At 37.0% G+C, this 22,007-nt stretch carries 21 protein-coding genes; 17 read left to right on the top strand and 4 right to left on the bottom strand.

What is annotated here, in order from left to right; translation table 11 throughout:
• Positions 1-4: 4 nt before the first annotated feature.
• Both H9Q20_RS12405 and rsmG read right to left on the bottom strand, forming a co-directional pair.
• Positions 5-439, bottom strand: a complete 435-nt coding sequence (locus tag H9Q20_RS12405; RefSeq protein WP_124643169.1) for a hypothetical protein — start codon at positions 437-439, stop codon at positions 5-7.
• Positions 440-450: 11 nt separating this feature from the next.
• A complete protein-coding gene (gene rsmG, locus H9Q20_RS12400; protein ID WP_124643170.1) occupies positions 451-1,086 on the bottom strand; it encodes a 16S rRNA (guanine(527)-N(7))-methyltransferase RsmG in 636 nt (211 codons plus the stop codon).
• A gap of 84 nt (positions 1,087-1,170) precedes the next feature.
• On the opposite strand from rsmG, the gene H9Q20_RS12395 reads away from it, so the two are divergent.
• The 4 genes from H9Q20_RS12395 (at position 1,171) to H9Q20_RS12380 (ending at position 3,802) form a co-directional block, all read left to right on the top strand.
• On the top strand, positions 1,171-2,361 hold the full coding sequence (locus H9Q20_RS12395) for a pyridoxal phosphate-dependent aminotransferase (protein ID WP_187477945.1): 1,191 nt from the start codon (positions 1,171-1,173) through the stop codon (positions 2,359-2,361).
• 111 nt (positions 2,362-2,472) lie between these two features.
• Positions 2,473-3,105: a peroxiredoxin gene (locus H9Q20_RS12390; RefSeq protein ID WP_124643174.1), complete on the top strand. Its 633-nt coding sequence runs from the start codon at positions 2,473-2,475 to the stop codon at positions 3,103-3,105.
• A gap of 127 nt (positions 3,106-3,232) precedes the next feature.
• Positions 3,233-3,538 (top strand): thioredoxin family protein, encoded by a 306-nt coding sequence (locus H9Q20_RS12385; protein WP_124643176.1) that lies wholly within the window; start codon positions 3,233-3,235, stop codon positions 3,536-3,538.
• A 15-nt stretch (positions 3,539-3,553) separates the two neighbouring features.
• Positions 3,554-3,802 (top strand): DUF6952 family protein, encoded by a 249-nt coding sequence (locus H9Q20_RS12380; RefSeq protein ID WP_124643178.1) that lies wholly within the window; start codon positions 3,554-3,556, stop codon positions 3,800-3,802.
• Positions 3,803-3,867: 65 nt separating this feature from the next.
• On the opposite strand, the gene H9Q20_RS12375 is transcribed toward H9Q20_RS12380, so the two are convergent.
• Positions 3,868-4,896 (bottom strand): acyl-CoA reductase, encoded by a 1,029-nt coding sequence (locus H9Q20_RS12375; protein ID WP_124643180.1) that lies wholly within the window; start codon positions 4,894-4,896, stop codon positions 3,868-3,870.
• Between the two features lie 67 nt (positions 4,897-4,963).
• On the opposite strand from H9Q20_RS12375, the gene H9Q20_RS12370 reads away from it, so the two are divergent.
• Genes H9Q20_RS12370 through H9Q20_RS12345 form a run of 6 tightly spaced genes read left to right on the top strand, consistent with a single transcriptional unit; the run spans position 4,964 to position 10,828 of the window.
• A complete protein-coding gene (locus H9Q20_RS12370) occupies positions 4,964-5,314 on the top strand; it encodes a 4Fe-4S binding protein (protein WP_124643182.1) in 351 nt (116 codons plus the stop codon).
• Positions 5,315-5,354: 40 nt separating this feature from the next.
• Positions 5,355-6,413: a 3-phosphoserine/phosphohydroxythreonine transaminase gene (gene serC, locus H9Q20_RS12365; RefSeq protein ID WP_124643184.1), complete on the top strand. Its 1,059-nt coding sequence runs from the start codon at positions 5,355-5,357 to the stop codon at positions 6,411-6,413.
• A gap of 35 nt (positions 6,414-6,448) precedes the next feature.
• Positions 6,449-7,408, top strand: a complete 960-nt coding sequence (locus H9Q20_RS12360) for a D-2-hydroxyacid dehydrogenase (protein ID WP_124643186.1) — start codon at positions 6,449-6,451, stop codon at positions 7,406-7,408.
• 3 nt (positions 7,409-7,411) lie between these two features.
• A complete protein-coding gene (locus H9Q20_RS12355) occupies positions 7,412-8,653 on the top strand; it encodes a DUF1015 domain-containing protein (protein WP_124643188.1) in 1,242 nt (413 codons plus the stop codon).
• Between the two features lie 33 nt (positions 8,654-8,686).
• Positions 8,687-10,063, top strand: a complete 1,377-nt coding sequence (locus H9Q20_RS12350; protein WP_187477944.1) for a M28 family peptidase — start codon at positions 8,687-8,689, stop codon at positions 10,061-10,063.
• 57 nt (positions 10,064-10,120) lie between these two features.
• A complete protein-coding gene (locus H9Q20_RS12345; protein WP_187477943.1) occupies positions 10,121-10,828 on the top strand; it encodes an AAA family ATPase in 708 nt (235 codons plus the stop codon).
• Between the two features lie 820 nt (positions 10,829-11,648).
• On the opposite strand, the gene H9Q20_RS12340 is transcribed toward H9Q20_RS12345, so the two are convergent.
• Positions 11,649-12,737, bottom strand: coding sequence for a tyrosine-type recombinase/integrase (locus H9Q20_RS12340; protein ID WP_187477942.1), 1,089 nt, complete (start codon positions 12,735-12,737; stop codon positions 11,649-11,651).
• 238 nt (positions 12,738-12,975) lie between these two features.
• On the opposite strand from H9Q20_RS12340, the gene H9Q20_RS12335 reads away from it, so the two are divergent.
• The 7 genes from H9Q20_RS12335 to H9Q20_RS12305 all read left to right on the top strand — a co-directional run bounded on the left by H9Q20_RS12335 (position 12,976) and on the right by H9Q20_RS12305 (position 21,942).
• Positions 12,976-13,527, top strand: coding sequence for a hypothetical protein (locus tag H9Q20_RS12335; protein WP_187477941.1), 552 nt, complete (start codon positions 12,976-12,978; stop codon positions 13,525-13,527).
• A gap of 238 nt (positions 13,528-13,765) precedes the next feature.
• Positions 13,766-14,623, top strand: a complete 858-nt coding sequence (gene blaOXA, locus H9Q20_RS12330) for an OXA-1327 family class D beta-lactamase (RefSeq protein ID WP_005938297.1) — start codon at positions 13,766-13,768, stop codon at positions 14,621-14,623.
• Between the two features lie 1,497 nt (positions 14,624-16,120).
• Positions 16,121-16,687 carry an NfeD family protein gene (locus H9Q20_RS12325; protein ID WP_187477940.1) on the top strand — a complete coding sequence of 189 codons (567 nt, stop codon included), beginning with the start codon at positions 16,121-16,123 and terminating at the stop codon, positions 16,685-16,687.
• A gap of 10 nt (positions 16,688-16,697) precedes the next feature.
• Complete coding sequence (locus tag H9Q20_RS12320) at positions 16,698-18,203, top strand: flotillin family protein (RefSeq protein WP_187477939.1); 1,506 nt, start codon at positions 16,698-16,700, stop codon at positions 18,201-18,203.
• Positions 18,204-18,412: 209 nt separating this feature from the next.
• Positions 18,413-19,999: a hypothetical protein gene (locus H9Q20_RS12315; protein WP_187477938.1), complete on the top strand. Its 1,587-nt coding sequence runs from the start codon at positions 18,413-18,415 to the stop codon at positions 19,997-19,999.
• A gap of 24 nt (positions 20,000-20,023) precedes the next feature.
• On the top strand, positions 20,024-20,518 hold the full coding sequence (locus H9Q20_RS12310; RefSeq protein WP_187477937.1) for a hypothetical protein: 495 nt from the start codon (positions 20,024-20,026) through the stop codon (positions 20,516-20,518).
• 926 nt (positions 20,519-21,444) lie between these two features.
• Positions 21,445-21,942: a hypothetical protein gene (locus H9Q20_RS12305; protein ID WP_187477936.1), complete on the top strand. Its 498-nt coding sequence runs from the start codon at positions 21,445-21,447 to the stop codon at positions 21,940-21,942.
• Positions 21,943-22,007 lie beyond the last annotated feature (65 nt).

Genomic DNA, 22,007 nt, shown 5'->3' with positions numbered 1-22,007 from the left:
AAAATTATTCGACTACTATGCTTTTTTCTATCCAAACATCGTTGCCGGCATTGTCTTTTCCGTTCCAAAATTTGAATTCGTAAATCCCTGAAGTTTCTGGAGAAAAATTGAATTGTGTGTAATATGCTTTGTCTTGTGGACTGCAATTACCATCGGTTTTGTAATAATACGGAATTACTTTTCTTTCCATGCCCAACTTATCGAATTGATACCCGTAGAATCCTTCACATTTGGAATGCAGAGTAAAATAGGTCCTGATGCTCTGCACAGAATTGACCAACATGGTGTCGGAGTTGATCTTAAAACTATCGACTTTCAGCGGAGCATACGCCACAACCCTACCCTCATCAGGATCTCTGTGGTGGTCGCAAGAAATTGCCACACATCCCATCAACAATAAAAAAAGGGCTGAAAAACTGTACTTTAAAATTGCATTCATCCTTACAAAGTTTAAGAATTAAAATTACCTTTGGATAAATATACTACTTTTTTGGTTTCAAAAAACTCTTCTTCAAAAAAGGATTTCAACTGAAAAATCTCACACTTCAATCCTGCTAATTCTTCGGCAAGATCGCCTCCTTTTAAGTACAAAACACCGTTGTGCTTGGTGTTTATTTGTTCTTTTTCAAACTTCCCTTTTAGCCATCTCAAAAATTCCGGCATTTGAGTTACGGCTCTGCTGACAACAAAATGGAATTTGTCTTTCAATTTTTCGGCTCTTCCGTGTATTGCTGTTAAATTTTGGAGTCCAACACCTTCAGCTACCGCATTGACTACGGTAATTTTTTTACCAATAGAATCGATGAGGGTAAACTGGGTCTCTGGAAACAAAATCGCCAAAGGAATTCCCGGAAAACCGCCTCCAGTACCGATGTCTAAAACTTTTGTCCCCGGGGCAAAGTCCATGACTTTGGCTATCCCTAACGAATGCAGGATGTGTTTTTCGTATAAAGAATCCATGTCTTTTCTGGAAATGACATTGATTTTCTCGTTCCATTCGGTGTACAAATCTTCCAATTTTTGGAATTGATCTTTCTGTTTTTCGCTAAGATTAGGGAAATATTTATCGATGATTTCCGATTTCATAAGTATAATTTGAAAACGCAAATTTAAGAAAAACAAAATGGCAAATGTTTAGGAAAATCTTATCTTTGAAAAAAAGATTTTTTTATGGACAAATATTCAGCTCGTGTCAACAGAATGGGATTTTCGCAGACTTTTGTCATGAGCAATAAAGCTAGAGAAATGAAAGCCAACGACATCGATGTCATCAGCCTCACCTTGGGCGAACCGGATTTCGATGTTCCGGACACAATAAAACAAGCTGCTTTTGATGCCATCAACCAAAATTACAGCCACTACTCTCCTGTTCCGGGCTTTTTGGAACTGAGACAAGCCGTATGTCATAAACTGAAAAGAGACAACAATCTGGAGTACAAACCTACACAAATCTGTGTTTCTAACGGTGCCAAACAATCGATACTGAATGTTCTTTGCTCCATAATAGACGATGGTGACGAGGTGATACTGCCTGCACCGTATTGGGTGAGTTACGATGAAATGGTAAAAATGTTGGGCGGCATCCCGGTCTATGTTGAAACCACGATCGATACCGATTTCAAAATAACTGCAGAACAACTGGAAAAGGCGATAACCCCAAAGACCAAAGCACTTTTGTACAGTTCGCCGTGCAACCCTTCCGGAAGTTACTATACCCGAGAAGAGCTGCAATCTTTGGCCACGGTTATCGCCAAGCACAAAAAAATTACGGTGATTTCCGATGAGATCTACGAATTTACCAATTACGATAGAAAACACACTTCCATTGCCGAATTTCCTGAGGTCTATGAACAAACCGCCGTTATCAACGGAATGTCCAAAGCTTTTGCCATGACCGGTTGGCGCATCGGCTATTCGGCCTGTCCGGAATGGTTAGCAAAAGCCTGTGAAAAAATCCAAGGACAGATGACTTCCGGAGCCAACACCATGGCACAAAGAGCTTCTATTACCGCATTAGAAACCAATCCTGCAGAATTTCAATACATGATAGATGCCTTCCAAAAGCGAAGAGATTTGGTTTATGATTTAATTAAAGAAATCCCCGGTTTCAAGGTGAACTATCCCAAATCGGCTTTTTACTTTTTCCCGGACATTTCCTTTTATATAGGCAAAACCATTTGCAACAAAGAAATTAAAAACGCCGATGACTTTGCCATGCTCTTGCTAGAAGAAGCTCATGTAGGTTCGGTTGGTGGCGTTTCTTTTGGCAACCCCAACTGCATTCGATTTTCCTATGCTACCTCAGAAGAAAATCTTATAAAAGCAATGAGAAGGATTAAGGATTTTTTAACCTCAATTTAAAATCAATTAAAATTAATGTTATAGATTTTATTTATTGAATAAATTACAATCAATAGATAAATCTTAATATATTTGCATCATTAAAATTAACAACTAAAAAAAAGAGTACTTATGTCATTAGTAGGAAGAAAATTCCCAAGCATCACAGTAGATGCCATTTCAGAAATGGGAGACAATTTGAAAATCAACATCTTGGACGAAGCCGTTAACAACCAACAAAAAGTATTGTTGTTTTGGTATCCAAAAGATTTCACATTTGTTTGTCCAACAGAATTACATGCTTTTCAAGAAGCATTGGGAGAGTTTGAAAAAAGAAACACCAAAGTAATTGGAGCATCATGCGACACCAACGAGGTACACTTCGCATGGTTAAACACTTCAAAAGACAACGGAGGTATCGAAGGAGTAACTTATCCGCTTTTAGCCGACACACACAGACAATTGGCTAACACTTTGGGTATTGTAGATCAAGATTTCGAATACGATGAAGAAGGAAACGAGGCTTTCAGTGGGTCCAATGTAACTTACAGAGCTACATACCTCATCGACGAAACCGGAAAAATCTTCCACGAAGCGGTAAACGATATGCCATTGGGAAGAAATGTAAAAGAATTCTTAAGATTGATCGATGCTTATACGCATGTTCAAAAGCACGGTGAAGTTTGTCCTGCAAACTGGGAAGAAGGAAAAGACGCTATGAAAGCTGACAGAAACTCTACTGCTGACTATCTTTCTAAGCACTAATAAAATTTTGCAATGGGGTTTTCCTCGTCAAGTGGCAACCTCATTGCATTTTCTTCATTCTCCTTGAAGTTTTCTATACTTCAATCCTTTTTTTTAAAAATTAAAACAACCTTATCACTACAACAATATGTACACAGAAATTACTGAAGACAACCTACAACAATTGGTTGCAGACCAAGAAAAAGTAGTCGTGCAATACGGCGCAACTTGGTGTGGAAACTGCAGAATAATGAAGCCTAAATTCAAAAAATTAGCCTCAGAAAACGACAGCATTCCTTTTTATTATGTTGATGCCGAAAAACTACCTGAAAGTAGAAAAATGGCCAATGTAGATAACTTGCCTACTTTCGCAATCTTCCACAATGGAGAATTAAAAGGTCAGGTGCAAACCAACCAACAAGAAGGATTGATCGAGCTATTCAACCAACTTTAATTAAAAAATCACGGAATGAAAATCCCAATCATCAGACAATTGTACCAAAACCAAAGCGTAGAAAATCTCGAAAAAACTTTAGAAGTTTTAGAATCTTTTTGCGAATTTAGAGGGACCACCGAAGAGGATATGAATGTTACCGGAGAATTAATTACCAACATTTGTGGAGCTTTGGAAGTTCATAACAATGTAAAAAACGGCATGACCGATAGAGATGCTCTAAATGCTTTTTCACAAAAAGTATTGGGCAGCATTGACAAGTAATAAAAAAAACTCAATCTTTTGCAGATTGAGTTTTTATTACTATACTACAAGTCTAGAAAACTATACTACAAGTCTTGTAAAAAAGACATCGTATCTACATCATCTGCATAGGTATCCCAAGTTGGGAATTGTGCTTTTCCAAAATCCAAGGCAGACAAATTTAAAGCTTCATTTGCCACCACACATTGTATATTTTCTTCGTTTTCTGACAGGAAATTTTTCACCTCATCCAAATTTTCATAACGGCTGAAATTTAGGACAGCCAATGGCGAAAACAAAGCTTCATCTTCTTTTAACAAAACAAAATTATTATCCCAGAATTTTTCTTGGTTCAGAAGATAAATTGCCCGGTTATAATCGTAATTATTCGCGTACTGATGGTGGTTGATCACCTCTTTGAACGGTATAAAATTCTCAAACAAAAGATCCAGCTTCATATCCTTTGGGATAAACAAACGGGTCACATTTCTACAACCCAAACCGAAATATCTAAAAATATCTTCGGCTAAATTTTGCAATTGCTCGTCGGTTTCGGAGCCGTTCAAAACGGCTACAGAAGTACGATTTTTCCGTATGATTGATGGTGAATCTTTAAAATAATATTCCAAATATCGGGCAGTATTGTTGCTTCCTGTAGCGATGACGGCATCGTAATTTTGAAGCCTTTCCACCCATTCAAAACCGAGAGTACCATCGGAAAATTCATTCCATTTTTTCAACAAAAACGGCAACAAAAGGCGATCTTTAGAAGATAATTTTATCAAAGGGAAATTTCCACTCAATATCACAGCGACCACATCATGAAAGCCTACCATAGGAATATTTCCTGCTAAAATCAGTCCTATTTTTTTAGCATTTTTAGAAACCTGATAAGAATCAGTCCACGCCTTCAAATCCGTTTCGTTCATGATATTTGCCCAATGTTTCAGTGCAAACTTTTGATTTTCAATCGTAAACCAAGGATTTTCTATTTGTGATTTTCTCATCAATGCAAAAAATTCTTGCTCGATTTCGTTATAGAATTCGGATTCTTTTTCCAAAAAATCAGCAATAAAAAGTCCAAGCTTACAAAGTCCTAAAATCTGTTTTTCCATATAGTTTTTACCAAACATTTGGTTAAATATTCTTAAATTTGTGCAAATTTATAAAATTATATCAGCAATGGCGATTAAAATAACAGACGAATGCATCAACTGTGGAGCTTGTGAACCGGAATGTCCTAACAATGCGATCTATGAGGGAGCTGTAGATTGGAAAGCTTCTGACGGCACCGCTTTGAAAGGCATGGTAACCTTAAAATCTGGGCTAACCATGGATGCAGATGCACCACAAGAACCTGTAAGTGACGATGTCTATTTTATCGTAACCGATAAATGTACCGAGTGTATTGGTTTCCACGAAGAGCCACAATGTGCTGCAGTTTGCCCTGTAGATTGTTGTGTGCCGGATGAAGACCATGTTGAAAGTGAAGAAAGTCTTCTATCCAAAAAAGCATTCCTTCACGGAGAATAAAAAATCCAAGAAAACCCAACACAATAAATCCTAAATAAAAATGAAAAAACACAATTTCAGTGCCGGCCCCAGCATTCTTCCACAAGAAGTTTTGCAACAGTCTGCTGAAGCCATTTTGGACTTCAACGGCATGGGACTGTCCCTCATCGAAATCTCGCACAGAAGCAAAGATTTTGTAGCCGTAATCGAAGAAGCCAGAACCACCATAAAACGATTGATGAACCTTGGCGACGACTACGAAGTCTTATTTTTACAAGGTGGAGCCAGTTTGCAATTTGCAATGCTGCCCTTCAATCTAATGAAAATTGGTGGTAAAGCGGCCTACACCGATACCGGAGTTTGGGCTTCGGGCGCAATAAAAGAAGCAAAAAAATTAGGAACAGTAGATGTTGTCGCTTCTTCCAAAGAAGACCAATACGCTTACATTCCCAAAAACTATACCGTAGGATCCGACTACGATTATTTCCATTGTACTTCCAACAACACCATTTACGGAACTCAAATGAAAGATTTCCCCAATGTAGATACCTTGTTGGTTTGCGATATGAGTTCGGACATCTTCAGCAGAGTAATGGATTTTTCAAAATTCGATTTGATCTATGCTGGAGCACAAAAAAACATGGGCCCTGCAGGTGCTACCTTGGTGGTGGTGAAAAAAGAAATCTTGGGTAAAACCGGAAGAGACATCCCATCGTACCTGAACTATCAACTGCACATCGACAAAGAATCCATGCTGAACACACCGCCTGTATTCTCAATCTATGCATCGCTACTCACCTTGCAATGGTTAGAAAAAACCGGAGGAATAGCTGCAGCTGAACAAAGAAATACAGCCAAAGCCGAACTTTTGTACAACGAAATCGACAGCAATCCTTTATTTGTAGGGCATGCCAAAGTTGAAGACCGATCGTTAATGAATGTTTCCTTTAAACTGACCGACGAAAGCCTAAAAGATCGTTTTGATGAAGCTTGGAAATCTGCCGGCATCAACGGTCTGAACGGACATCGTACTTTGGGCGGTTACCGTGCCAGTCTGTACAACGCCTTGCCCATAGAAAGTGTACAGGTCTTGGTAGAGGTGATGAAATCCTTAAAATAAGCTAAAAAATTGAATCGATAAAAATTGAAGAAAATATGAAGATTTTAGCGAACGATGGAATTTCAAAATCTGGAGAAAACCTTTTAAAATCAGCCGGATTTACCCTTGTTGAGCACAAAGTTTCGCAAGAACAACTCATCAATTTCATCAACGAAAACCAAATAGAAGTCCTTTTGGTACGAAGCGCAACACAAGCTAAAAAAGACTTGATTGATGCTTGTCCAGGATTAAGAATAATTGGCCGAGGTGGCGTTGGTATGGACAATATCGATGTGGCCTATGCCAGAGAAAAAGGAATAAAAGTCATCAACACACCGGGAGCATCGTCTCGGTCTGTGGCCGAAATGGTTTTTGCCCATTTTTTCTCGCTTGCTCGATACTTGCACGATGCCAACAGAATGATGCCTTTGGAAGGCGACACCCAGTTCAACGCGCTGAAAAAGTCGTATGCCAAAGCTGTAGAATTGCAAGGAAAAACCCTTGGAGTAATAGGTTTTGGAGGCATTGGCAAAGAAGTGATCAAAATAGGAATTTCCCTAGGAATGAAGGTTAAGGTATTGACCAGAAATCCAAAAACGGAACAAATAGATTTGGAATTTTTTGATGGTCAGAAGGTAAATTTCACCATAACTTCCATGCAAGATTGGGCTGAGTTTTTAAAAGACACAGACTTCATCAGCATCAATACTCCAAAAACTGAAGGGTATTTGATCGATCAACCCCAGTTTGAACTCATGAAAGATGGCGTATATATTGTAAATACCGCAAGAGGAGGAACCATAAACGAAATGACGCTGTTGGAATATCTGGACAACGGAAAAGTAGCAGCTGCAGCCTTGGATGTTTTCGAAAACGAACCTCAGCCACAACTTTCTGTTCTGATGAATCCTCAACTTTCGCTTTCTCCGCATTTGGGAGGAAACACCTTGGACGCACAGGAAAAAATTGGAACAGAACTGGCCCAGCAAATCATCCTAATCCAAAAGACGCTATAGCCTATGCCTATTTTCAAACCATTTCGAGGAATACGACCGAATGATGATTTTATCGACTCTTTTCCTACGCACCCTTTGGATCATTTTACCCAAGAAGAAATCAATAAAAAATCTCAGTTGGACGACTCGTACATCCAAATGATAAAGCCGTATGCGGTGAGCAAGTCCAAAGATATCGATAGAAATCTGCGAAAAATAAGAACCAACTTCGAGGAGCTTTTAGAAGCCAAAAAACTGGTTCAGGACAATTCTGCATTTTATCTTTATGTACAAATCATGCCGGATAAAAGTGTTTTCAGAGGACTTCTGGGTCTGTCTTCTATTGAAGATTTTAGGAACGGAAAAATCAAAAAACACGAAAGTACCATCCCGCAGAAAAAGGAAAAGCTGGCTCATTATTTAGAGAAAGTAAACCTTCAGGCAGAACCGGTCCTACTCACCTATCCTTCCAACTCAAAAATTGAGTTGTTTATGAATATGGAAGAGAAAAATGTTCCGGTCATCAATGTTACCGACAGCCGAGGCATTCGCCATAAAATTTGGAGAATAGACAACCGTCTAAAAATCCAACAAATGAAGGAAGTTTTGGACCAGGTAGATTCTTTTTACATTGCCGATGGCCACCACAGAATCGGATCAACCGCCATCAATGCCAATTACCAAAAAGAGAAAAACAAAAAACACAACGGCAACGAAGGGTATAACTTTGTGTACAGTTTCATTGTGTCCAACCAATCCATAAAAATACACGATTACAACAGGATTGTTAGCGACCTGAACGGGATGACCAACAAGCAATTCCTAAAGGCATTGGAGAAAAACTTTATGATTCAGGAAAAGGGAGAAACGCCGTATTATCCGTCCAGGAAATTTCATCTCAGCATGTATTTGGACGGTAGATTCTACTCTTTGCATCTAAAAAATACCTGCAAAAAAGAAGACGACCAATACGACCAACTGGATCATTGTATTTTGGACAAATTTATTTTCCGAGATCTCTTGAAAATCGAAAATACCGACAGCTCCGAAAAGATCGACTACATCAAAGGGAACTCTAGTCCCGACGGAATTGTTGCCATGAAGGAGAAAATAGATGCCGGAGAGGGTGTTGTGGGTTTTGGTGTATTTCCGATCAGCTTCAATGACATGATCAAGATTTCCGACGAAAAATTATCCATGCCACCAAAGTGCACTTACATAGAGCCCAAATTGGTAACGGCTTTGGTCATGTACGATATGAAATAATTTTATATTTTAGTACTTTCAAAAGAAAAGTACATGAAAGTATATTTACTGATAATTCCACTCTTTTGGGGTGGAATTTTTTTTGGTCAAAAAAAGAAAATTCAAAAATACGACTACCCGACCGAATTCAAATCGATTTCCGACGAAATCCTTGCCAACGGCAAAGCCTATGAACAGTTACGAGAACTTACAAAAAGCATAGGCCCCAGATTTTCCGGCTCTGCAGGTCTTACAAAAGCCGAAAATTGGGCAGAAAAAAAACTTAAAGAATCCGGAGCCACCCATGTATGGAAGCAAGAAGTCCCGGTAAAAATATGGAAGCGTGGCCAAGAATCTTTGGAAATAAAAACCGGCAACGGTACTTGGAAAAAAATAAACATGACGGCTCTCGGAAGTTCGGAAGGGACAGATGGGAAAGATCTGGTGGGTGAAATTTTGTTGGTGAAAAACATTGACGAGTTCAATGCCCTGTCGTATGCCGATATCAAAGATAAAATTATATTTTTCAACATGGCTTTTGACCAAAAAATTGTAAATCCTGTGGAAGCCTACATGGAAGTCGGAAAATACCGATGGGCCATTCCGGCGGCTGTATCCAGACGAGGTGCCAAAGCCGTGATTACCCGATCCCTCACTTCGGCCTTTGACGATGTCCCACATACCGGAAGCATGAGTTACGATGCCGATGACAAGAATAAAATCCCGGCTCTTGCCATTGGTGCAAAGTCGGCTGATGAACTGGAACAGGCTTTAAAGAAGCAAAAAGTTTTGGCAAAGATCAACACCACCTCTTCGTTTAGCGAGACCAAAACCAACTACAACATCATCGGCGAAATTCCCGGTAACAAGGACAACAATGTGATTGTGGTTGCTGCCCATTTGGACTCTTGGGACATCTCGGAAGGTGCGCACGACAACGGCGCCGGTGTTGTACATTGCTTGGAGGTACTGAGGGCTTTCCAGAAAATAGGATACAAAAACAACCATACCCTTCGTGTGGTGCTGTACACCAACGAAGAAAACGGAGTGAGCGGTGGCGACATCTATGCCCAACAGGTAAAAAAGAAAGGCGAGAGGCATCTTTTTGCGATAGAAAGTGATGCTGGAGGATTTTCGCCGCGAGGGATTTCTTTGGACATGATCCCCGAGAGAAGGCGACAGGTGTTTGCTTGGAAATCGTATTTCTTACCTTATGGCGTTTATGATTTCGACCAAACCTACTCGGGACAAGACATACAGCCTTTGAAAAAATTGGGCATTCCGTTGGCGGAGATTGTACCGGACACGCAACGGTATTTTGACATCCACCATACTTCTGAAGACACCTTTGACAAAGTAAACCGACGAGAGTTGCTTCTGGGTGCGGTAACTATGGCACAAATCGTGATGATGATCGATAGAAATTGGTAAAAATAGCTTCTTGTTTGGACGGGCAGTTGTACATTTGCATAAATAAATTTTTTGTTGATGAATAGCATAGACCTTATTGTTTTTGACCGCGAGAAAGTAAATTTTGATGATGTTTTGTTGAACGACAAAAACAAAAAAGAACTGCAACAGTTGTTGAAAGAGTTTCGCTACATTGACGAGCTTAAGAAATACAACCTTCCTGTTAACAATAAAATACTTTTGCACGGGCATTCGGGTTGTGGAAAGACCATGACTGCCAAAGCGATTGCCACGCATCTTAACCGTCCTTTGTTGGTTTTGGATCTGAGCAATTTTGTTTCGCCAAGGATTGGTGAGACCTCGAAAAATTTAAAAATGGTTTTTGAAAAAGCGGAACGGGACAAGGCTGTACTTTTCTTAGACGAGTTTGACCATCTTGGAAAAATGCGCGACAACGACGACCAAGATGTGGGTGAAATGCGGAGATTGGTGAACTCGCTGATCCAAATGATTGATAAGGTTTCGGACAAGACTTTGCTTATTGCTGCTACCAACCACATACAGATTTTGGACACGGCGCTGCTAAGAAGATTTCAGTTAAAAATTGGGTACGAAATGCCTAATGAGGAAGTTTTGGATGGTTATTACGGTACTTTGTTGGCGGATTTTCCGGAGGAGTTGCGACCGCTAAACAGGCAATACGGAATTTCTTTTGCCGAGGCTAAAGATCTGGTGTACACATCGATAAAATCTAATCTGATTGATAAATTGGAAAGTGAAAATTGAGTTTTTTCTAAATTTATAATGCAGAAGTCTTATAAAACTTTTTAAACGCAAAGTTGCAAAGGGTTGTTTTGCAATTAATTGTGAATTCTTTTTCAGTTCGAAAGGGAATTGTGTTTGTTAAAAAAAACACATAGGGACATAGGATATTTAGGAATTAGGTTGCATAACGACACATAGGGTGTCCGTCTTAGACGGACGAAACGAATAAATAATCTGTTGAATGTTTTTCAGTTCGAAAGGGAATTGTGTTTGTTAAAAAAAACACATAGGGACATAGGATATTTAGGAATAAGGTTGCATAATGACACATAGGGTGTCCGTCTTAGACGGACGAAACGAATAAATAATCTGTTGAATGTTTTTCAGTTCGCAAGGGAATTGTGTTTGTTAAAAAAAAAACACATAGGGACATAGGATATTTAGGAATAAGGTTGCATAACGACACATAGGGTGTCCGTCTTAGACGGACGAAACGAATAAATAATCTGTTGAATGTTTTTCAGTTCGAAAGGGAATTGTATTTGTTAAAAAAAACACATAGGGACATAGGATATTTAGGAATTAGGTTGCATAACGACACATAGGGTGTCCGTCTTAGACGGACGAAACTCAAATGTAATTTGTTGATAAAACCACATGAATCTTGAGTTGATTTCTAAATAAAAGTCTATAATCTCGTAGGGTGTGTTGGGTTCTGGGATCCTAGCCCCGATTGCAGCGGCATCCTTTTGTGGAGCCCTGCGGAACAAAAGATACAGCGGAAAGCGGGAAATAGCTCCTAAAAAAAATGAAGGTTAGTGGTGTGTATTGTTTGGGGTGGTCATAAATTGTCCAGGGGCGATTTTATCTTTCTAAGTGTTTGGTCGGTGACGGAGGTGTAGATCATGGTGGTTTTGATGTTGTTGTGTCCGAGAAGTTCTTGTACAAAGCGGATGTCTGTGCCTTGTTCTATAAGGTGTGTGGCGTAGGAGTGGCGGAGTCCGTGGATGCCTACTTTTTTGTTGATGTTGGCTTTTTTCATGGTGTTTTTGAAGACCAATTGTGCGGAGCGGACGGAGTATTGGCCTCCAAATTGTCCTTCGAAAAGGTAGTTTGCGGGTTTGTATTCTTTGTAGTATTCGCGTAGGTCTTCTAAGATGGATTGTGGGAGGTTGACACAGCGGTCTTTTTTTCCTTTTCCGCGGCTTATGATGACTTGCATGTTTCCGGAGTCTATGTCGGAGATTTTGAGGTTGACCAATTCGCTGACGCGAAGTCCCATTCCGTAGCACATTTTGAGGAGCAATTTGTGTTTGTTGTTTTCTACAGCTGCGAGCATTTTTTTGATGTCTCGGGTTGAGATGGATTTGGGCAGGAGGCTTGGTTTTTTGGGTCTTGGGATGTCGAAAAACATTTTTTCTCGGTGCAGGACTTGTTCGAAATAGAATTTTATGGCGTTCATCCTGCTGTGGATGAGGTTTTCGGACAGCTTGAGCTTGTCTATGCAGTAGTAGAAGTAGGATTTTAGTTTTTCGGGATCGAGATTGTCTACATCGTGGTTTTTTAGAATTTTGAGCAATTGCATAAACTCGTTGTAGTAGGTTCGGATGGTATTTTGGCTATAGGCTTTTAGTTTGAGTTGTTTTACAAAAAGTTCCATTGCTGCAAGATTGTTGGGGTGTACGGTGCCTATTGCGGTGTTGCTATAGAATTTTTCGGGTAGTTGAAAGTGTTTTCTGTGGTTGGGGTTGTCGTCTACATACCATTTTTTTTCGGTGTTGCTCCATTGTGCTTTAATTTGGTTTTTGACATAGTTTTTTGTGGGCAAATTGTAGGTAAAATTTATCCAAATAATTTCTTTTCCTTTGTGTGTCCCTGGGGAAAAGGAGATGTTTTTGGGTAAAGCTGGGTATGTATTTTCATCCGGCATTGCCTTCGCATTTTACATTGTTGATGGCTACAAAATTAGAAATAATATTTTGAATGTATACAAAAAACGAAATAAAATACGAAGTAAAAAAAGCGCAACAAGCCATCTTATCTTATTGATATACAGTATATATTGCGGACTCAACAAAAATAATTATAAAAAAACTTGTACAAATCAAAAACCTTCGTATATTTGAGCGTTAGCAGAAATTTTAAACAAACATTATTCATAATAAGAAATGAAGAAAATAATTTTACCAATTTTAATTCTTACAGCGCTTTCAATTCAAAGTTGTACCGTAATGAAAGTATCTGAAAAAAAGCAAGATGGATATTTTGAATCATCCAAAAAAGCTGATATTTTAGTAAATCAACCTTTTGATTTAGATAGTAACAAGCAGTTACTTGTTGTTCCTAATAATACTTTTATGAAAGGAATGGCTGAAAAAATAGGCTACTTTGATAAAGTAATTACTTTTGAAGATTTAGAAAAAGATATTATAAAGGATGGAAAACAAGATGAAGTTGGAGCATTGACTGGAAAAATTGGAATTAATAATGTATATAGAAAATACAAAAAATTTCTTTATCTAAAATTTGATGATAATAAAGAGAAAAGTAAAAGAATTCAACTGAAATTAGTAAATCCCGAAAATTTTGATGAAATTTTTGTTGGAGATACATTATATGATGATTTTTGGGTTGGTGTAAATGATCAAAATACTTTCAATCCTTTGTTTAATGCTTTAATAACTTATATAAAATCTAACTCAAAAACTTACGGAAAATAAAAACTTCTGCTAACATTGTATTGGCAAAATGCGGGAGGAAGTACAAAGTTGAAGTTTTGGAAAAATATTCCGCCGATTGCTTTTCCGTATTGATTATTTTTGTAATTTAACAATCCGAAAAAAGCATCGGCTACGTTCAGTCTAAATTGAACTTTTCGTTCCATTTAGCCCGCACTTCGCCAATACTTTTTCCGTTACCTGCAAGCATAAAAAACCAAACCGTAAATTCAAGAAACTAATGAAATCAAAAAGTTTATTTTCTTTTATTGTAACACTTTTCCTTATTTATGGATGTTCGTCTAACAGACAAGCAGATGGAAAATCAAATATTTTGGCTAAGAACGACATAAATATACGGGGCGACTTCCAAAATTATTTTGACAGTTGCGGAGTTGAAGGCACAATTGCTATTTATGACATTAGAAATGATAAATGGATTGTATCGGACACAGTTGGATTAGAAATTGAAACGCTTCCAGCATCTACATTCAAGATTATAAATTTATTGATTGCTCTTGAAACTAATACTATCAAAGATGAAAACGAAATAATAAAATGGGTTGGTAGTACAGATACAGTTAAGTATGGTTATAGACCCGAAATTTATCACGATATGCCAGTCAAAGAAGCCTTTGAATTATCAGCAGGTTGGGTTTTTGTAGAACTTGCAAAGAAAATCGGAAAAGATACCTATAGAAAACACCTCGCAGAGAGCAAGTATGGAAACAATAATTTATCCCAAACTGAAGCCGATTTTTGGAATTTTGGAGACTTTGCAATTTCGCCTAAAAATCAGGTCGAATTTGTAAAATCTTTTTATGAAGAAAAATTACCCTTTTCTAAGCGAAATATTGACATTGTTAAAAACGTAATGATTACGGAACAAAATGAAGAATATACTATAAGGGCTAAGACAGGTTGGACAAGGGAAAATAACATCAATACAGGTTGGTGGACAGGGTACATTGAGACCAAAAATGGGACTTATATTTTTGCAACAAGACTTTTACAAGACAGAAAAATGAAAAGGTCTGATTTCGGAAGTTGCAGAAAAGAAATTACCAAAAAAGTATTTAAAGACTTGAATATAATTTAAAAGAATGCCAGCAGGTAACAGGCGTTTGGCTCAATGGCGGGTGACGTGGTTAATTGAACATTCTACCTCGCATCAACTTTTGTGGTGTATTGACAGTTTTGTGCTCCAAAATCCGCCACTGCGCCAAGCGCCAAACCGTTGTCCGTAATATTTGAGGAGCGTTATCAAATCGAAGATTTTGAAAATTTGATTTTTTTTTGACCTCTACCCTGCTGATTCCTGAATTTTATGCCGAATAATTTCTGCGTGAAAATTTGAAAAATTGAGCTGAAATTCATGCTGAAAATTATCCTGTTGATTTTCGAAAAATTGTGCTGAATCTCATGCTGAAAATAAATCCGTTTTGATCGTGCTGATTTTTAAAATATTGGGTTGAGGAATCCTGAATATCTGTCTGAAAAATTGAAATTAACTTGGCGAAAATTATCAGTCGGAATTTCTTTGGAAATACGCTTCTTTTCTCTTTGTCGTCCTTGATTTTCAACTTCTCGAACTGAATTTAACCCAGTTAAATTCGCCCTCGAATTGAAAATACTACGGACAACAGACGGTTTTGTGAAATGCGGAGGTCAGGCTCTTGCGTTGAAATTTTTGAGATATTATTCGCAAAAAGCCATTTTCTTTTCCTAATTTTTGTATTTTAGCAAAAGGAAAATGGCTTTTTGCTTGGTGTTGAGATTGCATAAATACTTGATAATCAAAGTCCGCACTTCACAAAGCCGCAAACCGTTGTCCGTAATTCCCCTACTCGAAAACGAAGTTGTTTTTAGGTGCTAACGAGAGAAATTTCTACTATTTTTGATAATCAAATAGTTGAAAAATTGAAAATCATAACCATCTGATTATCAACATTAAAAATTAACGTTAGTCAGAATATTTAAGGAGCGTTATCAAATTGAAGATTTTGCAAATTTGAATGTTTTTTTGACCTCTACTCTGCTGATTTCTAAATTTTATGTCGAATAATTTCTGCGTGAAAATTTTAAAAATTGTGCTGAAATTCATGCTGAAAATTATCCTGTTGATTTTTGGAAATTGTGCTGAATATCATACTGAAAAATATTCCGTTTTAACAGCGCTGATTATTAAAATATCGGGCTGAGGAATCCTGAATTTGTGTGCGTGAAAAATTTAAATTAACTTGGCGAAAATTAACTATTGAAAATTCTTTGGAAATACGCTTCTTGTCTCTTTGTCGTCCTTGATTTTCAACTTCTCGAACTGAATTTAACCCAGTTAAATTCGCCCTCGAATTGAAAATACTACGGACAACAGACGGTTTTGTGAAATGCGGAGGTCAGGCTCTTGCGTTGAAATTTTTGAGAAATTATTCGCAAAAAAGCCATTTTCTTTTCCTAATTTTTGTATTTTAGCAAAAGAAAAATGGCTTTTTGCTTGGTGTTGAGATTGCATAAATACTTGATAATCAAAGTCCGCACTTCACAAAGCCGAAAACCGTTAGCTGTAATTTAACAAATCCTCGTAACTTTGACAATTATGGAAATATTAGAAAACTTAGACACACTACTAAAGACTTTTTGGTTTGTGGCCATTCCGACAAGTTTAATTTTTATCATTCAGACAGTAATGACCTTTATGGGGACAGATTCTTCTGATGGACTGCAACCAGACTTTGACGGAGATTTGAACGGTGCTGACGCACCGTTTCAACTTTTTTCTCTCAGAAATTTAATAAACTTTCTGCTAGGTTTTAGTTGGACAGGAATATCATTTTATACAACAATTTCCAATAAACCTTTATTGATAGTTTTATCGCTTGTTGTAGGAGTTCTTTTTGTTTATTTGTTTTTCATAATTATTAGACAAGTGCAAAAATTAGCAGAAGACAACTCCTTTAAAATTACAAATACACTTAACAAAACTGCAGAGGTTTACCTAACAATCCCTGAAAACAAAAAAGGAAAAGGGAAAATAATGATAAGCGTAAATGGTGCTTTTCACGAACTGGAAGCAATGACAGAAAATGACAAAATACAATCAGGTGCAGTAGTAAAGGTTGTAAGAATAGAAAATGACAATATCTTAATAGTAGAAACAATTTAATCAAATCAATATGACTCCAATAATAATTATCGTAGTTGCAGCAGTAGTTCTTTTTGTAACAATTTCCGCTTTAGTTTCAAGGTATAAACGTTGTCCGTCCGACAAAATCTTAGTGATATATGGACGAACTGGCGGAACATCAGCAAAATGTGTCCACGGTGGTGGAGCATTTATTTGGCCAGTAATTCAAGACTTTGCTTTCTTGGATTTAAAACCACTATCTATTGAAGCAAATCTTACAAATGCCTTGAGCCGTCAAAACATCAGAGTTGATGTTCCCTGCCGTTTTACTATTGCAATTTCAACTGAAACCGACAGTATGAATACTGCCGCAGAAAGATTGTTGGGCTTGTCATCAGAACAAATTCAAGAACTTGCAAAAGACATTCTGTTTGGACAATTGCGTTTAGTTATTGCAACAATGACAATTGAAGAAATTAATTCAGACCGTGATAAATTTCTTGACAACATTTCTAAAAACGTTGACAGCGAGTTAAAGAAAATTGGTTTAAAATTAATCAACGTAAACGTAACCGACATCAAGGACGAATCAGGTTATATTGAAGCATTAGGAAAAGAAGCAGCAGCAAAAGCAATTAATGAGGCAAAAATTAGTGTAGCCGAACAAGAAAAAATTGGAGAAACCGGAAAGGCATTAGCCGACAGAGAGAAAGACACTCAAATTGCAGAAACCCACAGAGACAGGGACGTGAAAATTGCAATAACGCAAAAGGATAAGGAAATTAGCATTGCAACAGCAGTAAAGGATGAAACAATTGGTAAAGCCGAAGCACAAAGAGATACAAGGGTAAAAACATCAGAAGCAAACGCAATAGCTATCAAAGGAGAAAATGAAGCGAAAATCGCTATTGCCCAATCAGAAGCAAACAGAAGAGAAAAAGAAGCTGAAGCATTACGCATTGCATTAGCATCTGAAAAAGTTCAACAAGCTAAGGCATTAGAAGAATCTTATTTAGCTGAACAAAAAGCTGAGTTAGCACGTTCCGAAAGAGAGCGTTCAACCCAAATTGCCAACATTGTAGTTCCAGCCGAAATAGCTAAGCAACGTGCTATTATTGAAGCACAAGCAGCCGCTGAAACAATTAGAGAAAATGCGAAAGGTGAAGCTGATGCGATTTACGCAAAAATGGAAGCAGAAGCAAAAGGTTTGTTTGAGATATTGACTAAGCAGGCAGAAGGTTACAAAGATGTTGTAGCTGCCGCAGGTGGAGACCCAAATAAAGCGTTCCAGCTATTATTAATTGAAAAATTACCTGAATTAGTTAAGACACAAGTAGAAGCTGTTAAGAACATCAAAATAGACAAAATTACTGTTTGGGATTCTGCAAACGGACAAGGCGAAAACGGAAATTCTTCGACAGCTAATTTTGTGTCAGGAATGATGAAAACAGTTCCACCACTCAACGACTTGTTTAATATGGCTGGACTTAATTTACCAACCTATTTAAAAGGTGCAGACGACCAAAACAAAAAGGACGAGGGAACGAAAGAATAAACTACAGCTAACACGGGTTTTGCGTCAGGCGGGGTGACGTGCAAACTTCCAGCTTTGTGCTTCTATTCAAGTTCAGTGCTGGTTGACAGTTTTGTGCTCCGAAACCCGCCCGAACGCAAAGCCCGAAAACGTTGGCAGAAATGGTCTGAAAACGGGAATCCAAAGTAGTCAACAATTAAAAAAATTCTAACACAAAAAATTTGTTGACTATGATGAAAAACAAAAAACTGAAAATTTTCGTTTATCTGACTGTTCTACTAGGCTTCTTAGTCTCGTGCCGAACAGATTTTATAAACGAACAAACCGTGAAGAACAACAACTCTTCTTCACTTACTTCTAGGAGAATTTCTTTACAAGAAAGTTCTCACCGACAGAGATTATCTCCCAAACTTTCGGAACTGAAAAAAAATTTGAACAATGAAAACATATCCGGAAAAAGTATTAATTTAGGAGATAGTATAACTATTAACACAAATGATATTATCATGATGGAAAATGGAACAAACTTTCATACCTATACTTTTCGTATTAATAGAAATAACCCACCACCAAATGCACCCATTGAAAATTTACTATTAACACCTAAATCTGATGGTAGCTACGATGGATATTGGATAACTTTCAATTTAAATGAACAAGAAAAACTAAAAATTCTCAATAATGAAAAATTAGATTTAAGAAATAAAACAACAGTAACAAAGATTGAGAACACTGGAAATACTAGTTTATTTTCAAAAGCATGCATACCAACATATATAAATATTGCTGTTAGATGTGGCGGTGAGGAAGGGCATATGCCAGGTGAACCATGTCCACACATCGGAACTAATTTAGCTGCTTATTGGACATATGTTGTTGTATACGATTGTTTTGACACAGTAAGTGACCCTATTTCAAATATTTATCCAACTGAACCAATCCAAGGCGGGAGTGGCATTTTTTCATGTCCTGATTGCCCTGCTCCCGAGCCTTGTGTACAAGTACCAACATCGCCAACGCCTTCAACAGCAATTACAGATGCAAACGGTTGTGTTGTGGGTTTGCCAACAACACCGAATATAGATTTAATTGGTAATGATGAATGCTCTAAAGCAAAAAATGGTATCTATAAAGCAAATAATATATTGAAAGACCCAAAGGTCAAAACCAATATGACAAATGAACTATCTAACAAAATAGCAGAACCAAATGAATGGGCTGTCGGAGTTGGACATGATGCTAATGGATATCATGTAACAGCACCTTCTGCAGGTGGCGTAAATCAAGGAACCATTCCTAAGCCCATTGGCAACTATGTTGCTGACGGGCATACTCATGCTGGTGGATATGGAGATCCTTCTGGTGGAGATTTCTATAAAATGCTTTCATTACTACCTGCAAATCCACAATTTAATCAAAGATTTGTTTTTGGAGATTATTTTGGAACTACTCAAATTTATGCTCTAGTCGTCAATGACAGAAGTTTAGCTGCTGCTTTTTTATCGCAATATTCGGAAGCAGATAATTTTGACTCTGTAAAACATAGTTTTAAAATAGAAAGCGAAGTAGGTATAGATTATTTCAAAGTTAAGGATTTGTACGCAAAAGGCACGTATATCAATGATGCTAATGAGGATTATACTTCGGGAGCAATTGCGATGGCATATATTTTGGAGAAATTCAATACAGGTTTGGTTTTGGCAAAAACAGATGCTAATGGAGACCTAAAAAAAATAAATGTTAAATTAGGAGAAATAGTTGTCCCTAACAGTACAATAATCCCAAAAGAAGGAATCATGGTTACAAAATGTCCATAAATTATTTAATTAAATATTACAAAAATGAAATCACTTTTTATAAAAATTATCTTCTCTATATTTATGATTTTTGCAGTTGGCTGTAAAGCACAAACTGTAAATGATTATATTACATTTTACAATAGTATTAGTCCAAAACTAAATACTCTCGCCAACAATAAATCCCAATATATTGGGCAAAATTTTTCTTTGTTTTCTAATGCATTATTAGCCAACAACGTTTCAATTGATAATATCGGTTATCATTTAAAAACTCATAATAGCAAGAAGTATTTTAGTATAACATTATATTTCTGTACTGATAAACTTTTCTTCATTGGTTCGAATCAAAAATTTCAAGTTCCCGTAGTTTGGGTTACATTTGAAAACGAGATACCATCTTCCATAAAAAGTATGGTGTTACAATATGAAGGAGTATGGAACTTTCAGTTTGAACAATTCTTTGCCAATATGAAAATTGAGAAAATAGAATTCATTGGCATTAATGGTTATGACAATCTTGATAGGACACCCAAATAACCACTTCTGCCAACAGACGGTTTTGTGAAATGCGGAGGTTAGGCTCTTGCGTTGAAAGTTTTGAGAAATTATTCGCAAAAAGCCTTTTTCTTTTACAAATTTTTGTATTTTAGCAAAAGAAAAAAGGCTTTTTGCTTAGTGTAGAGATTATATAACTACTTGATAATCAATGTCCGCACTTCACAAAGCCGCAAACCGTTGTCCGTAATATTTGAGGAGCGTTATCAAATTGAAGATTTTGCAAATTTGAATGTTTTTTTGACCTCTACTCTGCTGATTTCTAAATTTTATGTCGAATAATTTCTGCGTGAAAATTTTAAAAATTGTGCTGAAATTCATGCTGAAAATTATCCTGTTGATTTTTGGAAATTGTGCTGAATATCATACTGAAAAATATTCCGTTTTAACCGTGCTGATTTTTAAAATATTGGGCTGAGGAATCCTGAATTTGTGCGTGAAAAATTGAAATTAACTTGGCGAAAATTATCAATCTGAAATTCTTTGGAAACACGCTTCTTTTCTCCTTGTCGTCCTTGATTTTCAACTTCTCGAACTGAATTTAACCCAGTTAAATTCGCCCTCGAATTGAAAATACTACGGACAACAGACGGTTTTGTGAAATGCGGAGGTCGGGCTCTTGCGTTGAAATTTTTGAGAAATTATTCGCAAAAAGCCTTTTTCTTTTACAAATTTTTGTATTTTAGCAAAAGAAAAATGGCTTTTTGCTTGGTGTAGAGACTGCATAAGTACTTGATAATCAAAGTCCGCACTTCACAAAGCCGCAAACCGTTGTGTGCTAGTCACAAAAAACAGTAATAAAACCAAAATTCGTAAATAAACAAAATTCTAAAAAATATAAAACTTAAAGTCTGAATTTGCCGAAAAAAGACTTAAAAGAGAAGTAGGTTAAACAATTAAAAAATTTTATGAAGAGAACATCTATTTTAATTCTTGGTGCAGTTGCATTATTGACATCAAGTTGTGCTTCAATCGTAAGCAAAAGCAGTTGGCCAATTGCAATCAACAGCACACCTTCTGAAGCTAAAATTTCAATTACTGACAAAAAAGGAGTTGAAATTTATAATGGCTACACTCCAGCAAATATCAAACTAAAATCAGGAAGTGGTTTTTTCAGTAAAGCAAGATATCAAATAAAATTCACAAAAGATGGTTACGAGTCCAAAACTGTACCAGTAGAATTTAAACTTAATGGTTGGTATTTTGGTAATATTTTATTTGGAGGTTTTATTGGACTCTTAATTGTTGATCCAGCAACAGGTGCCATGTATAGAGCTGAAAATGATGCATTCAACGAAACTCTGTTAAAAAATGCAAATATTGGAGCAGTGGATAAACCAAGTCTAAAACTAATTGATATAAACGATTTGTCAAAAGATCAAAAAGAAAAACTAGTAAAGTTGTAATTTAAAGTAAAGTCGTTGAAATTTTCAGCGACTTTTTAATTTTTTAATACCAGATGACCAGCACA

This window comes from Amniculibacterium sp. G2-70 (assembly GCF_014353055.1).
Lineage (GTDB): Bacteria > Bacteroidota > Bacteroidia > Flavobacteriales > Weeksellaceae > Amniculibacterium > Amniculibacterium aquaticum.
The sequence above is the reverse complement of the archived record's forward strand: the minus strand, read 5'-3'. Positions and strand labels throughout refer to the sequence as shown.

Bases quoted from the DNA above. Each gene is read 5' to 3' on its own strand.
- H9Q20_RS12370 (WP_124643182.1), top strand. From the start codon at position 4,964: ATGGCGATTAAAATAACAGACGAATGCATCAACTGTGGAGCTTGTGAA.
- H9Q20_RS12320 (WP_187477939.1), top strand. From the start codon at position 16,698: ATGACTCCAATAATAATTATCGTAGTTGCAGCAGTAGTTCTTTTTGTA.
- H9Q20_RS12350 (WP_187477944.1), top strand. From the start codon at position 8,687: ATGAAAGTATATTTACTGATAATTCCACTCTTTTGGGGTGGAATTTTT.
- H9Q20_RS12395 (WP_187477945.1), top strand. From the start codon at position 1,171: ATGGACAAATATTCAGCTCGTGTCAACAGAATGGGATTTTCGCAGACT.
- H9Q20_RS12340 (WP_187477942.1), bottom strand. From the start codon at position 12,737: ATGCCGGATGAAAATACATACCCAGCTTTACCCAAAAACATCTCCTTT.
- H9Q20_RS12345 (WP_187477943.1), top strand. From the start codon at position 10,121: ATGAATAGCATAGACCTTATTGTTTTTGACCGCGAGAAAGTAAATTTT.
- H9Q20_RS12390 (WP_124643174.1), top strand. From the start codon at position 2,473: ATGTCATTAGTAGGAAGAAAATTCCCAAGCATCACAGTAGATGCCATT.
- H9Q20_RS12360 (WP_124643186.1), top strand. From the start codon at position 6,449: ATGAAGATTTTAGCGAACGATGGAATTTCAAAATCTGGAGAAAACCTT.
- rsmG (WP_124643170.1), bottom strand. From the start codon at position 1,086: ATGAAATCGGAAATCATCGATAAATATTTCCCTAATCTTAGCGAAAAA.
- H9Q20_RS12315 (WP_187477938.1), top strand. From the start codon at position 18,413: ATGATGAAAAACAAAAAACTGAAAATTTTCGTTTATCTGACTGTTCTA.
- H9Q20_RS12305 (WP_187477936.1), top strand. From the start codon at position 21,445: ATGAAGAGAACATCTATTTTAATTCTTGGTGCAGTTGCATTATTGACA.
- H9Q20_RS12375 (WP_124643180.1), bottom strand. From the start codon at position 4,896: ATGGAAAAACAGATTTTAGGACTTTGTAAGCTTGGACTTTTTATTGCT.
- H9Q20_RS12325 (WP_187477940.1), top strand. From the start codon at position 16,121: ATGGAAATATTAGAAAACTTAGACACACTACTAAAGACTTTTTGGTTT.
- H9Q20_RS12380 (WP_124643178.1), top strand. From the start codon at position 3,554: ATGAAAATCCCAATCATCAGACAATTGTACCAAAACCAAAGCGTAGAA.
- H9Q20_RS12385 (WP_124643176.1), top strand. From the start codon at position 3,233: ATGTACACAGAAATTACTGAAGACAACCTACAACAATTGGTTGCAGAC.
- H9Q20_RS12335 (WP_187477941.1), top strand. From the start codon at position 12,976: ATGAAGAAAATAATTTTACCAATTTTAATTCTTACAGCGCTTTCAATT.
- blaOXA (WP_005938297.1), top strand. From the start codon at position 13,766: ATGAAATCAAAAAGTTTATTTTCTTTTATTGTAACACTTTTCCTTATT.
- H9Q20_RS12405 (WP_124643169.1), bottom strand. From the start codon at position 439: ATGAATGCAATTTTAAAGTACAGTTTTTCAGCCCTTTTTTTATTGTTG.
- serC (WP_124643184.1), top strand. From the start codon at position 5,355: ATGAAAAAACACAATTTCAGTGCCGGCCCCAGCATTCTTCCACAAGAA.
- H9Q20_RS12355 (WP_124643188.1), top strand. From the start codon at position 7,412: ATGCCTATTTTCAAACCATTTCGAGGAATACGACCGAATGATGATTTT.
- H9Q20_RS12310 (WP_187477937.1), top strand. From the start codon at position 20,024: ATGAAATCACTTTTTATAAAAATTATCTTCTCTATATTTATGATTTTT.